This window comes from Nisaea sp., assembly GCF_039990255.1.
GTDB lineage: Bacteria > Pseudomonadota > Alphaproteobacteria > Thalassobaculales > Thalassobaculaceae > Nisaea.
In genome coordinates this window covers 380286-393720 of sequence record NZ_JBDXGG010000022.1, presented here as the reverse complement: position 1 = coordinate 393720, position 13435 = coordinate 380286, and the positions used below count along the sequence as shown (strand labels likewise).

Here is a 13435-nt window from a genome sequence, read left to right as displayed (position 1 = left end):
TTAATGGTATTCAGGGTACGAAGCGCAGTGAATGCTGACGAATTCGTCAGGATAGAATTTTGAACAGCCATTTTGGCCTCCTCTTTCTAAGGACAGCGGAATTTTTTCCGCAGTAATTAGGGGGCAAGCCCCCAGAGCAATACCGCTTCTTCGAGCGGATATCGTACATTAGCACACAAAAGATGTGCTGAAAGCTCAATGTCAGTGACGGGTTTCGCGGACGTATGGAGAGCATATGGACGCGGCAATTTATATTATTGAAATATATGGAAATTCACGCGCGAGTCGCTGAATTTGAAATTGCTTTTTCTTAAGCAGCCAAGATAAAGCCTGAAATCGCAATTGGAAACGCACATACAAAAAGGGCGGCCGAAGCCGCCCTTCCGCAAGAGGTGTTTGTTTTGACCTTAACCGAACAGACCAAGCAGAGACTGCGGACGCTGGTTCGCGATGCCCAGTGTCTGAGTGGACAGCTGCTGCTGCACCTGCAACGATGTAAGCCGCGCCGATTCCCGAGCAAGGTCGGCATCAACAATGTTGCCGAGACCTTCGTCAGTTGCGTCCCTGATTTCCTCAAGGAACTCCGTCTGCAGATTGAGGGCACGAACTTCTGCGCCCAGAGAACCGAGAGCGGTATTAACGACCGATTCGAGGTTGGAATACTGGTTCGCAATCACGCTCTGAGCGTTGGTAGCCGAAGTCAGTGTCGCACCGGCAAGGCTACCCACCTGCGTGTTAACAGCACTCTGCGACGTCAGCGTAAGCAAACCTCCAGCCAAGTTGGAGAGTGTGTTAATATTCCCTGCACCTGACTCGATCAGATTCACGCCATTGAAGGATGAATTGGCGATAAAGTTGGCTGCCTGAGAAACCAACTCGTTAAAGTCAGACTGAAGAATATTCCGCTGAGTCGTTGTGATACCTTCGTTAGCAAGCTCGGTCAGTTTACCGCGGATGTCGGAAAGCAGGTTGGAAACACCGGTCACACCAGCGATTGCAACGTTGCCGATACCTTTGGCGTTGTTCAGCCCCTGGGTAACCGCATCGATAGCCTTAAGTTCGGCCCGAATCCCCTGTGAGATCGCAAAGTTGGAAGCGTCGTCCAAAGCACCCGCAACCTTCAGGCCCGTGGAGACACGGTTCTGAGTTGTATCCAGCGAGCGATTGATGCCATTCAGGGTGCGAAGGGCAACAAAGGAAGACGGGTTGGTCAAAATAGAGTTTTGGATAGCCATTTTTTTTCAAGTCCTCTTTCTAAGGGCTCAGGTTAAGTCAGCTTTTTGCTGACAGCGGGCATAGCCCACAAACATATAATCCACATTTACCTAAACATTGTCAATAAAAAATCTAAAATTGTATTCAAATTGTTTTTTATTGTTTTTCAATAGCTTACAAGACAACCAAAACCAACGCCCGTCTTCCCTCCAAACGCAAGCACCCAAAACACATCAATTATCATGCCATCCACCTCTGCCTCCCTGACAAACTCTTACACGCACAAAAGGAAAAAACGGCATACCGGCAACATCACGCCAACCCGGAAGTTTTTGCCTCCCTGGCAGTTCATGACACAGCCCTTGACGCATCAATGAACCCTCAACCGGCAAGTTCTGCCGTAATTCTTTGGCCCGTTCCTTGCTTGTCACGACACAGAACAACGCGAGAGGGCGAAAGATGTCTCCCGTATCAACATCAAACGATCCAACAATCGGCTACACGAGTAAGCACGGTGCCGGACTAGGCTTCGATCCGATCGCTGCTCGCAATCCTGACCGCCCCAAATTCAGGCTCGACGATTATGAAGCGAACGAGCCAAGGGAAGCAGAGCCTCCGCGTACGGAAAGCAAGCAATCCAAGTCGGATCGCAAAACCGAAACTCCACAGAGCCAGCGCCAGCCGGACAACACTAATGCCAAGGACGCAATAACCGATGCGTCCGGCGTTGCCGAAGCCAAAACGGAACATACACCGGCCCGCATAGAGACGCAGGAGATCGCGGCTCACACAAACACGTCCAAGTCAGCCGAAAAGCCGACTGAAGCTGTGTCAGCAGATACGTCTGCTCAAGACTCTGAAAATGCAGACTCAGGAGTCACCGACCAATCGCTTGAAGGATCCGAGGTTTCAGCGCCCCAGGACGCGACAGCGCCGGCCGAAGCGGCCACCATCGCTAGTAACGTCATGCAGGCAGAGACCTCAAAGGTACTGCCCACTGCTGCTCCTACGGAAAGCCAGAAAACAGGAGCAGGACCGGCCACTACTTCTCGTGACGCGAAACTCGCCGCTCTTGAAAAACTAACGCAGACGGGACAAAGCGCTGCGACCACGGCTGCAACGCCTCGTTCCGTATCGGGCGATGATACGACGGCTTTTAAATTGCCGGTTCCATGGCCCCCGCAGACCCAATCCGAGACGACGCAGGGCAGTAATCAAGCGAAACAGTCCAGCGTTGCAAGCCAGGCTGTCCCCACGCCCCAACAGGCCTCTGGAAATCCTCAGGTGGGAGCTCCTGGGCAAACCAACCAGGCGGCTGCCGTTGCTGAGCAGGCGTCACAAAAGGCAACCGGAGAGACCGTTCCGAAGATAGAGATCGTCTCACAGGAACCAGCCAAACCGACCGTCGCAACCGATACAGCCCTCATCGCAAATAGTCGAACCGCGTCGGCGGAAGGATCGGCCAAACCCGCTATTCTTCCGACCCCAAGCGAAACAATTGCGGCAGCAACGGCCCTGAACAGTCGCCCCGCGCAGTCAAACGCTCTTGGTCGCTCCAATGTGGAGCGCAGCAATGCGGTAACCGCATCTAACGAGAACAACGGCACGAAGGCGACGGCGAACCAGGGTCAGCAGAATTCGGCTATCGTCACCCAAACAGTGCAGACAAACCCGGCAGCGACAGCATTCACCGCAGCCACGCAGGCTCAGAGCGCTGTCGCGACACCTGAACAACTGGTATCAGTCCGGCAACAGTCATCCTCCACGCAACGTGGGCAAGTGGATCAGTCTGCCACGACATCGAACACCTCACGCCCGGCCGATCTTCCGGCGCAAGGCACCGGCAGTGGCTTTACCGACTCGCTTAGAATGGCGTCGGCCGACCGTACGGCGGCCACCCAAGATCGGCAGACTTTGCCGACTCCGGCAACCGAACAGGTGAAGGTGAAGCTGGTCAAAGCTGCGCTGGGCGGGCTCGACAGAATCAAAATCCAGCTCAACCCGTCTGAACTCGGAAAAGTGGAAGTTCGCCTGGAAATCGGCTCTGACGGCGCGATTCGGGGAACGGTGATCGCCGACAAACCGGAAACAATGGATCTTTTGCAGCGTGACGCAAAGCAATTGGAACGGGCCTTGCAAGACGCAGGACTCAAGACCGGTGGCGATGGCCTCGACTTTCAGATGAGAGGTGGAGACACCAACGAGAGACAACAACAAGCTGGTTCCGGAAACGGGGCCCTCTCGAAAGATGGCGGTGACCTTGAAGGCAGCGAAGAGCAGCTGACAACGGACATCACCGGTTCGGAACAAGACGGTATCGGCGACGACGGGTCGCTGAACCTGGTAGCCTAGGAGGCTGATAACATGGTGGACGCAGTTTCAAGCACAAGCGGCGCCAGTATCTTTGCGCAGGCACAGACGACTGAGGAACGGCTCGAAGACGAGCGCGATCAGTTCCTGACTCTGTTTTTGACGCAGCTGCAGAACCAGGATCCGACCAGTCCGATGGACACGAACGAAATGACCAACCAGTTGGTCCAGTTCACCGCCGTCGAACAGCAGATCGAAACCAACAAATCTCTCGCATCTCTGGTTTCCGCACAGGCAGCAAACACGAATGCCACGGCGGTGAACTATATCGGCGAGCACGTCATCTTTAATGGCAACAACACCAATCTCACCGATGACGGTGCGAGCTGGGGTTACATGCTTCCATCCGAAGCGGACTCGACCACCATCAATGTCTTCAACGCGGCCGGTGACCTGGTTTATTCGGAAGAAGGCTCAACCAGTTCCGGTGAACGCTTTGAGTTCAACTGGGACGGCACCAACGAAGATGGCGAGAAGCTGCCGAACGGCCCCTATTCAATTCAGATCAATGCGCTTGACGCCGACAACGAAGGCATAACCGCCGAGGTTGAGGCTGTCGGCCTCGTAACCGGTGTCGTCACCGGAGCCGAAGGGCCGAGCCTGATGGTCGGAAAGATCATCGTTGAAATGAATGAAATTACACGCGTTTCCGCCATTTAAGGCGGAAGGACCGGGCGGCCATAGAGAAGCCCCCGGCCACGATGCCAGACCGGCATCATCGGTAGAACCGGCCAGCGGTCACACCCTGGTCATGTGAATGGAGATTTAACATGAGTGTTACCGGTGGACTTTTTGCGGGGGTTGCGGCGATCGCGTCGCAAGCAACCGCATTCGGGATTATCTCTGACAACATCGCGAACTCGCAGACCGTCGGTTATAAAGAGACGCAAGCGCGGTTCCAGACGCTGGTCACCCGCAGCCCGACCGCAACGGCCTTCACGCCTGGCGGCGTGCAGAGCAAGCCGCTTACGGATCCGAGCCGGCAGGGTCTTCTTCAGGGAACGACGAGCACCACGGACATCGCCGTCGATGGTAACGGCTTCTTCGTCGTCAATGGCTCTGCTGAGCCGGGTGCCGACGACGAATACCTGCTGACCAGGGCTGGTGCGTTCAACACCGACGAAAACGGCCGCCTGGTCAACACTGCCGGCTATTACCTGCAGGGCTGGCGCACCGATGTCGCGGGTAATATCGTCAACCAGGACACACGTGATCTGCTGACCAGCCTCGAGACAGTCGATCTGTCCCAATTCGGACAAATAGCCAATGCGACGGACGATGTTACGATCAATGCCAACCTGCCTGCCGACACCACCGCGGGCGCAACGGTCGTAACGAATCTTACTATCTATGATTCCCAAGGGTTCGACTACCTACTGCGGACCACCTGGACCAAGTCTGCTGCAGCGAACACCTGGACCTATGACTACACCCTGATCCGCAACCCCGGCACGGCCGCCGCAGCCTCCGTGGCAGTCGGAACGCCGTCGAGAACCATGGTCTTTAACCCCGATGGCAGCCTGAATGCTGTTGGCGCCGGCACCGCAGGCACGGCCAACAATCCCGCAACTGAGACCTTAACGATAAGTTCGACCCAATTCGGTAGATCGGTCGATTCAGCCACTATTACCCTTAATTGGGGAACATTCGGACAACCGACCGGGATGTCTCAATTCAACGGCGAATTCGAAACCTCATTGTTGAACCAGGATGGCTCCGGCCCGTCAGCTCTGACAGGCGTTTCAATCTCTGAGGATGGGCTCGTAGCAGCAAACTTCGCCAATGGACAATCGAGGATCATTTATCGATTACCACTTGGCACAGTTCCAGCCGCGACTGAATTGAGCGGACTGAACGGCAACGCATATGGCGTCACGTCAACCTCTGGTGACATTGTTCTCAGCATCCCGACCAACGGTGGCACTGGTCGAATTCAGTCGGGCGCACTCGAGAACTCTACCACTGACATCGCGACCGAGTTTACTGACTTGATTGTAACGCAGCGGGCATATTCTGCCGCAACACGCATAATCACAACCGGTGACGAGCTGCTTGACGAGATTATCCGTATCAAGCGGTAAACGCTGTCACCGTTCACTTTCTACCGATTTTCTTTTGCCCCGGCATTTTTGCCGGGGCTTTTTTTTACTCGAAGCCATCTCGGAAAGCGCTGGGTCTTAAGGATTCTTTAGGGAGCAGCCATTAACTTCGAATAACCGGCATTTTTATGATGCGTTGAAAAGATGACCGCAGACAAACATCAGGACAAGAAATTGAACGATAACTCAACAGAGCCCGTTCAGACATCGGATGACCCGTTTGCTCGATTGCCGCCTGCAAGCACAAAGCGCTGGGTCGTCAGTAGGAAAGCCCAAGTCGTTCGAGCTGTCGAAGATGATCTGATTACACTTGAGCAGGCTTGCGAGCGATACAGTCTCAGCCGTGAGGAGTTCGCAAGTTGGCGGGAATTGATCAAGGCACATGGAACCCGAGCCCTGCGCGCTACGCGCGTTCAGGACTATCGTCGCGCTTCTAGGAGGCTTCGGTCAGACAGTTGACGCAGCTCTAAGGGCCTCGATCTCGGCAGCGATTTTTCGGAACAGCTTGTTCCATTTCTCCGACTGTCGTTTTGCGAAAAACCGGACGCTTGGAAACCATGGGCAACGGCCGTTCTTAAAATAGGTCTCAGGTATCGGAAATGGCCTGAACTCAAGGGTTTCCACACCGAGCGCCCCAGCCATGACCGCAACCGATGTTCCAGGGCTCACCACCAAATCCATACAGCTCGTGAGCGCGGCCGCTTTCTCAAGCTCCATTTTAAGGTCGACGTCGTCCCAATCGACAAGATCGACACCAAACTCCGACTTCACAATGTCGAATTCCTCAGATTTGGCGTCATATTGTAAATTCACGTAGGTCACCCCGTCCACTTTCATGACCGGCCTCATATCTTCAATCGTCGAGTAATGTTCAGCCCGGTACGCCCCCAAAACACCGCTACGCCAACATATTCCGACATAAGGCCCCGGTCCCGCCTCCTTAAGACGTTCCTTAAACATCGAGACCAGTCGCGGGTCCGGCTTGAGGTAGCCGGAATGCATCGGGAAACTCTCTTTGCTATTCCTAAACAACCGCCCAAGCGTGCCAAGCGGGCAGGCAATATCAAATGGCTCAACCCCCTCTTCCGCCGGCCAATATTTAGCCGGAACCACCCTCGTTTGTGGAAAAGAGCGCTGAAAGAGCGAGACTAGACGCGGCGCACATTCAACCACGACCTCACCACCCCGTGCGATCGCTTCTGGGAGCATGCTCGCATGTCTGAGCTCATCACCAATGCCCTGCTCCGCATAGAGAATAAGACGCGCTCCCTGAAACTGGTTTCCGTTCCAGAGCGGTTGCGAAAACTTACGCCAAGGAACCCCCTTGTTCGTTGCCAGCATGCGCCACTCACTATGGTACCAAGCATCTTCCCATTCACCCTGACGCAGCAAGATCACACCAAAATTATGATGCGTATGTGGGTCTTCCGGATCAAGCTCTAGCGCACGACGGAAATAATATCCTGCCTGTTCATAATCACCGAGATCTCCAAGCATCGTCGCCAAATTGGTCATGGCTTCTGGAAATTCGGCGCCTGCTTTCAGGGCTTTGCGAAAAGAGATCAAAGCCTCTGTCCGACGTCCAAGTTTTGACAGAACGCTGCCTAGATTATTATGGATAACGCCATCATCGAGACCCCATTTTATCGCATTTTTATAGCTGACCAGCGCCGTCTCATAATCGGACATCGCATCATAAATGGTCCCAAGATTGCTGGAAATCATTGGATTTCTCGGTTCCAGGGCGAGTGCCTTCTTCATCAACTCAACAGCCACCGGCAACCGCCCCATATCGCGCGCAACGAGGGCAACGCCATGCATCGCGTACACATCGTCCTCGTTCTCTTTCAGGATTTCCGTGAACAATTTTCGGGCTGACTCAAGGTCCCCGGCGCTCAAGAAATGAGTCGCCTTGTTTGCCATGGTTATGTGACGGGTACGCGAAATATCCACCGCCCCCCTGAAAGGCAATCCGGTTTGCGAACCCTTGGGCGTTTGCTTTGGAGATTCAGTTTTCGCCATTATCGTTGCTCCACGGCGCTCACTACGGACAAATCAATTCGAGGAATGATATTCTCACTCGAGATTTCCTTAACCAATACCACAAGTTCCGCCGCTAATTAATTGTTCTCTTTCGATTCATTGTCAGATATATTCACTAGGCAGTTTTTGCCCAGAAGGTTCTTTCAATTTTCGAAAGATACATATAAAATGCAATGTATTGGCGAGAACCTCCGAAACTGTTTTCGGGCACCTACTGTTCGCAATTGCGGGGATTATAACCCATGAATCCTCTCGTGGATCTGATTCGTAATCTTGGCCCTATCCGCATTGCCGCCCTTGTAGGCACAGCAGTCGCGGTCCTTGGCTTCTTCATTTTCCTTGCCTCCCGTCTCTCAACCGGCGGGATGTCGTTGCTTTATGGCGATCTTGATCCGGCTGACAGCGGCGCCATCGTCAAGGAACTCGAAGCCCGCAATATTCCGTATGAGCTAAAGGCTGGCGGTCAGCAAGTTTTCGTACCCGGAGACGAGGTCCTTAAACTCCGTGTGACCCTCGCCGAACAAGGCGTGCCGGGCGGCGGCACTATGGGTTATGAGATTTTCGACAAGTCCGACGGCCTCGGAACCACAAATTTCGTTCAGAACGTGAATTTGGTCCGCGCGCTTGAAGGCGAACTCGGACGGACCATTGGGGCGATGAACAATGTCCGCGGCGCCCGTGTCCATCTGGTGCTGCCGCAACGCGAACTCTTCAGCCGCGAGCGCCGCAAGCCGAGTGCCTCTGTGGTACTGCAGGTTCAGGGCGCCGGCCGCCTTGGGCGCGAACAGGTTCTGGCGATCCAGCATCTGGTCGCCGCCGCTGTTCCCGATATGGAACCGCAGAACATTTCCATCCTCGACAGCAGGGGCCAGCTTCTCGCACGGGGCACCAATGACGAGGACGGGACTCTCCCCGGCCAAAGCTCAGAAGAAATGCGTCTGGCCTTTGAAAATCGCATACGCGGCTCTGTTGAAGAACTGGTCGAGCGCATTGTCGGTCTCGGCCGCGTGCGGGCAGAAATCAGTGCCGATATCGACTATGACCGGTTCACAGAGCAATCCGAAATATATGATCCGGACAGTCAGGTCGCCCGTTCAACTCAGACCATCGAAGAGAGCGAGAGTTCTCAGGAACGGAACAATCAAGACACTGTTTCAGTAGAGAACAACCTCCCGGAGGCCGAAGCCAACGCTGGAGCCGGCGATCTCTCGGCCCTCTCTGAATCTGCCCGGACAGAGGAGACTGTGAACTTCGAGATCAGCCGAACTGTCCGCAATCGCGTCAAGGAAGCTGGCGAAATCCAAAATCTTTCCGTCGCGGTTCTGGTAGACGGGCGCTATGTCGAGAACGAGGATGGCGACAAGGTATACCAACCCCGGACCGAGGAAGAGCTGGAACAGATTGCCACGCTCGTTCGCTCCGCCGTCGGATACAATGGCAGCCGTGGCGATACGGTCGAAGTCGTGAACATGCAGTTCGTCAAACTGGAGCCGCTCGACCTTGGCGATGGCTCGCTCCTGTTTGGTATTTCCAAAGATGAATTCCTGCAACTCGCAGAGGTTCTGGTTCTGGCCGTTGTCGGACTTCTCGTGATCCTGCTGGTCGTGCGTCCTGTATTGACGCGCCTGTTTGAATCCATGCCCACGACCCTCGCCGCCAGCGGCGGCCCGGGCGGGATGATCGCTGGTGCGGACGCTATCGCCCAGTTGACCGGCCCAGGCGCTACCGCCGACATGGCCGAACTTTTGGAAGGCGAAGACGAAGAAGAAAGCCTGCTCGACCAGATGATTGACATCAATCAGGTCGAAGGCCGGGTTCGCGCATCCTCCCTGAAAAAAATTGGCGAGATCGTCGAGAAACACCCAGAGGAAGCTGTCGCAATCATCCGCAACTGGATGTACCAGGAAGCAGGCAATGCCGGAGGCGGCGGTTGACGATCATTAATAACGCTTTCGTTGCTTCATACCTAACAGGTCAGGTGGCATGACAACGCAGAAAGCACGGTTCCTGTTCGACAACATCTTCGACGAGGAATATCAGGAGAAGATGCGCCGCGCGGCCGAGGCCGCGCGCATGGCGGAGCTTGAAGCCGAAGAGCACGCACCGCCGACCTACACCCAGGAAGAGGTCGACGAGGCCAAAGAAGCTTCCTACCAGCTTGGCCGACAGGAGGGCATGTCCTCAGCAATGGCCGGGATTGAACAACAGGTCTCCGTTTCGCTTGAGGGGGTGCTGAGCAAGGTTGGCGAACTCAGCCAGGTACACCGTCAATGGACGGCGGAAATTCAACGCGATGCGGTTCGTCTCGCTGCCACCATTATGCGCAAGATGGCACCCGAACTGACGCGCGGAACGGAACTTCCGCAGATCGAGCATGTTATCAATCAGGCATTCCAGTTTCTGACAGAGCAGCCAAAGGTCATGATCCGTGTCGCTGCCGAACTTGAAGCGCCGCTCCGCGACAAGGTCCAGCTGATGGCTTCCCGCGTCGGCTACGAGGGCGAGGTGGTCCTGGTCGGCGATCCGGAACTCGTCGCAACTGATTGCCGCGTTTCTTGGGCGGCGGGCGCGGTTGAGCGCGCGCTGGACGAAACCTGGGGCGAGATCGACGAAATGGTGGAGCGCACCCTATCCTCCCTACCTGCCCGTTCCGATATCGGCTCGGACACGCCGCCGGAACCGGCCAGCGAAACCACCGGCGATATCGAAGTCGAGATAGACGATCAGATAGCAGCCAAAGAACAGTCCGTCTCCATGCCCGAGACCACGAGTGATCCGGCAATCGAAGAGCATGCAGCAGACGATATACCCGCCCACGACCTATCCGACGCAGTCCCGGAAACGCTTGAAGAGAGTATGGACGCGGACGGTGATCCCAGCGAAGCTGAATTGATCCAGAACTAGCGCCGCCTGGCCGCCAGAGGAGAATGATATGTCCGACGAAAGCGACGTCGATTTCGAAGATCTCGAAGAATTGGATATGGCCGCTGCCATGGAACAGCAGGCCGCGGAGGAACCGCCGGAGGTTGTCCCGGAGGAATCCCGTCAGCAGATCAGCGCACGAGAACTTGAAGCCGTTTACGATATCCCGGTGCAGGTCTCTGCTGTGCTTGGCAAGTCCAGCATGCAGGTCAGCCAGCTCCTCAAACTCGGCCGTGGCGCCGTCGTCGAACTGGACCGCAAGGTTGGCGAGGCGATTGACATCTATGTGAACAACCGTCTCGTGGCCCGTGGTGAAGTCGTTATCGTCGATGAACGCCTTGGCGTGACTATGACGGAAATCATCAAATCCGACAGAACCGGCTAAGCGGCAGGATCGGGAAAAGTCTATGGCAGATCGCGCGACCGTTGAGAATGGCGGGGCCCGTCCGCGCCCGGCACGCACCAGAACGTTCGACGTTCCAGCGAGCGGACGCACACTTGATATCGCTTTGATCCTGGGATTGTCCGTCGCTTTCGGCTTGGTCGCGACCGCACTGGTTCTTGGCGGGTCTGTCGGTTCGTTTTACAATCTCCCCGCAGTCCTGATCGTTCTCATCGGCACATTTGCCGTGACCCTCGTCTCCTACAGCATCTCAGAGTTGTTCGGCGCAATGGCTGCCGTTCTGGGAACGCTCTTGCCGCAGCGTCATGACTTGCGGCTCGCCGGCGAACGGTCGCTCAATCTCGCAGCGATCGCCAGGGACAACGGGGTGCTTGCTCTCGACGCCGTAATTCCGTCCGTCGACAGCGAGCCTTTCCTGCAGCGCGCTGTGGCGATGGCGGTGGATGGCGCAACGCCGCACCAGATCGATCAGGTACTCGCTCAGGAAATCGATGCTATTCAGGACATTCGCCATCGTCACGCAGGTGTGCTCAGAAGAGCCGCCGAAGTTTCACCGTCCATGGGCCTGATCGGCACATTGATCGGCCTCATTCAGTTGCTCGGAAACCTTGATGATCCGGGCTCTATCGGACCGGCTATGGCAGTCGCCCTGCTTACAACCTTCTACGGTGCCATCCTCGCTTACATGGTGTTGGCGCCTATTGCGGCCAAGCTGGAACGAAATGCGGAAGCAGAATTGCTCGAATGCGAGATCTATCATGCCTGTGCGATGTCAATCGCCCGGCAAGAGAACCCGCGGCTTCTCGAGCGGATGCTGAATACCAAACTGCCGTCTTCGCAGCGGCTCGACTACTACGATTGAAGATTAGGGGCGGCACGGACATAGCCGCCCAAACGGGAGAATTGACAGATGCGATTGCTGATCGTCGGCACACTTGGCGGACATATTAGCGTAGCCGGTCAGATCGCCCTGAAAAAGGGCGCGAAAGTAAGTCACCTCGACAATGTCGAGGGTACAATGCATGCCCTGCGCAGCGGCCAGGGCGCTGACCTCGTCATGATCGACGTGGCCCAACCGGTAGCAAAACTGCTCCGGGCGATGAGCCAGGAGCGGATCAACACGCCGGTTGTCGCCTGTGGGCTGGAAAATGATTCTGACGCGGCCGTCGCCGCAATCAAGGCCGGCGCAAAAGAATACATTCCCCTGCCCCCGAACGCCGAGCTGATTGCCGCGGTGCTCGCCGCCGTTGCCGAAGAACAGAGCTCGGTGATTTTTCAGGACCCGATCATGGGCGCTGTGCTCAAACTCGCCGACCAGATTGCACCGTCAGATGCCAGTGTTCTGATCACCGGTGAATCCGGTACGGGTAAGGAAGTTCTCGCCCGGTACCTGCACGAGAAAAGCAAACGGTCGGATAAGCAGTTCGTATCGGTGAACTGCGCGGCGATCCCGGACAATCTCCTGGAGTCTGAACTGTTCGGCCATGAGAAAGGCGCCTTTACCGGTGCCTTGGCCCGCCGCATCGGCAAGTTCGAGGAAGCAAACGGCGGCACCCTGCTGCTTGATGAAATCAGCGAAATGGATATCCGCCTGCAGGCCAAGCTGCTGCGGGCGGTCCAGGAACGCGAGATCGACAGGGTCGGCGGCAGCCAGCCGGTAAAAGTAGACATCCGGCTCCTCGCGACCTCAAACCGGGATCTTGAGCGTCACGTTCGGGAAGGCAATTTCCGCGAGGATCTCTATTTCCGACTCAACGTCTTCAATCTCCAACTTCCGCCGCTGCGCCAGCGTCCGGCAGACATCAAGCTGCTCGCCAGCCATTTCGCTAAAAAATATTCCGAAGCCAATGGCGTTGCGGAAAGGCCGCTCAGCGATGAGGCCGTTGCCCGCCTGCAAGGCCATCATTGGCGTGGCAACGTGCGCGAGCTGGAAAACACTCTGCACCGGGCCGTTCTGCTCGCTTCAGGCGACGAGATCGGGACAGACGCGATCATCCTGACCGGGGAGCAGATGACACCAGCTGCTCAGGAAGCACCGCCCTTGCAGGCAACACCAGCTCCGCAGCCAATCGCTCCGGCGGCCCCCACGACATTCCAACCGGCAGCTTTTGACGAGCCGGAAGCAGCGCCCACACCTCCGCCACAGGCTGCCACCCCGGCAGCACCGGACAGCGAAGCCAATGGGGATCTCGTCGGTCGCACCGTTGCCGATGTCGAACGCCAGCTCATTATCAATACCCTTAGCCATTGCCTCGGCAACCGGACCCATGCCGCCAATATCCTTGGCATCTCCATCCGGACACTGCGAAACAAACTGAAGGCCTATTCCGAGGAAGGCGTTAATGTGCCGCCGCCGGGTGAAGCCGATCGGGCGACAGTCTGA

General features: G+C 56.1%; 11 protein-coding genes. 9 read left to right on the top strand and 2 right to left on the bottom strand.

Annotation, left to right across the window (positions count from 1 at the left end; all coding sequences use genetic code 11):
- Window positions 1-407 precede the first annotated feature (407 nt).
- The gene (locus tag ABJ076_RS21135) at window positions 408-1235 is read right to left on the bottom strand and encodes a flagellin (protein WP_348202652.1); all 828 of its coding nucleotides are present in this window, start codon (window positions 1233-1235) and stop codon (window positions 408-410) included.
- Between the two features lie 439 nt (window positions 1236-1674).
- On the opposite strand from ABJ076_RS21135, the gene ABJ076_RS21130 reads away from it, so the two are divergent.
- From ABJ076_RS21130 to ABJ076_RS21115, 4 genes are all read left to right on the top strand, one after another.
- Complete coding sequence (locus ABJ076_RS21130) at window positions 1675-3567, top strand: flagellar hook-length control protein FliK (RefSeq protein WP_348202651.1); 1893 nt, start codon at window positions 1675-1677, stop codon at window positions 3565-3567.
- Window positions 3568-3579: 12 nt separating this feature from the next.
- Complete coding sequence (locus ABJ076_RS21125) at window positions 3580-4245, top strand: flagellar hook capping FlgD N-terminal domain-containing protein (protein WP_348193501.1); 666 nt, start codon at window positions 3580-3582, stop codon at window positions 4243-4245.
- 110 nt (window positions 4246-4355) lie between these two features.
- Window positions 4356-5666 carry a flagellar hook protein FlgE gene (locus ABJ076_RS21120; RefSeq protein WP_348193499.1) on the top strand — a complete coding sequence of 437 codons (1311 nt, stop codon included), beginning with the start codon at window positions 4356-4358 and terminating at the stop codon, window positions 5664-5666.
- A 162-nt stretch (window positions 5667-5828) separates the two neighbouring features.
- Entirely contained in the window at window positions 5829-6143 is a 315-nt protein-coding gene (locus tag ABJ076_RS21115; protein ID WP_348193497.1) for a DUF1153 domain-containing protein, read from the top strand.
- On the opposite strand, the gene ABJ076_RS21110 is transcribed toward ABJ076_RS21115, so the two are convergent.
- Window positions 6132-7706, bottom strand: a complete 1575-nt coding sequence (locus tag ABJ076_RS21110; RefSeq protein WP_348193495.1) for a tetratricopeptide repeat protein — start codon at window positions 7704-7706, stop codon at window positions 6132-6134. The genes ABJ076_RS21115 and ABJ076_RS21110 overlap by 12 nt on opposite strands.
- Window positions 7707-7969: 263 nt before the next feature.
- Here ABJ076_RS21110 and fliF point away from each other — a divergent pair, with 263 nt between their 5' ends.
- The 5 genes from fliF to ABJ076_RS21085 are packed head-to-tail and all read left to right on the top strand — an operon-like array spanning window position 7970 to window position 13435.
- Window positions 7970-9661, top strand: coding sequence for a flagellar basal-body MS-ring/collar protein FliF (gene fliF / locus ABJ076_RS21105; RefSeq protein ID WP_348193493.1), 1692 nt, complete (start codon window positions 7970-7972; stop codon window positions 9659-9661).
- Window positions 9662-9710: 49 nt separating this feature from the next.
- The gene (locus ABJ076_RS21100; protein WP_348193491.1) at window positions 9711-10631 is read left to right on the top strand and encodes a hypothetical protein; all 921 of its coding nucleotides are present in this window, start codon (window positions 9711-9713) and stop codon (window positions 10629-10631) included.
- A gap of 28 nt (window positions 10632-10659) precedes the next feature.
- A complete protein-coding gene (gene fliN, locus ABJ076_RS21095) occupies window positions 10660-11034 on the top strand; it encodes a flagellar motor switch protein FliN (RefSeq protein WP_348193490.1) in 375 nt (124 codons plus the stop codon).
- Window positions 11035-11056: 22 nt separating this feature from the next.
- The gene (locus ABJ076_RS21090) at window positions 11057-11914 is read left to right on the top strand and encodes a MotA/TolQ/ExbB proton channel family protein (protein WP_348193489.1); all 858 of its coding nucleotides are present in this window, start codon (window positions 11057-11059) and stop codon (window positions 11912-11914) included.
- 48 nt (window positions 11915-11962) lie between these two features.
- Window positions 11963-13435: a sigma-54 dependent transcriptional regulator gene (locus ABJ076_RS21085; protein ID WP_348193487.1), complete on the top strand. Its 1473-nt coding sequence runs from the start codon at window positions 11963-11965 to the stop codon at window positions 13433-13435.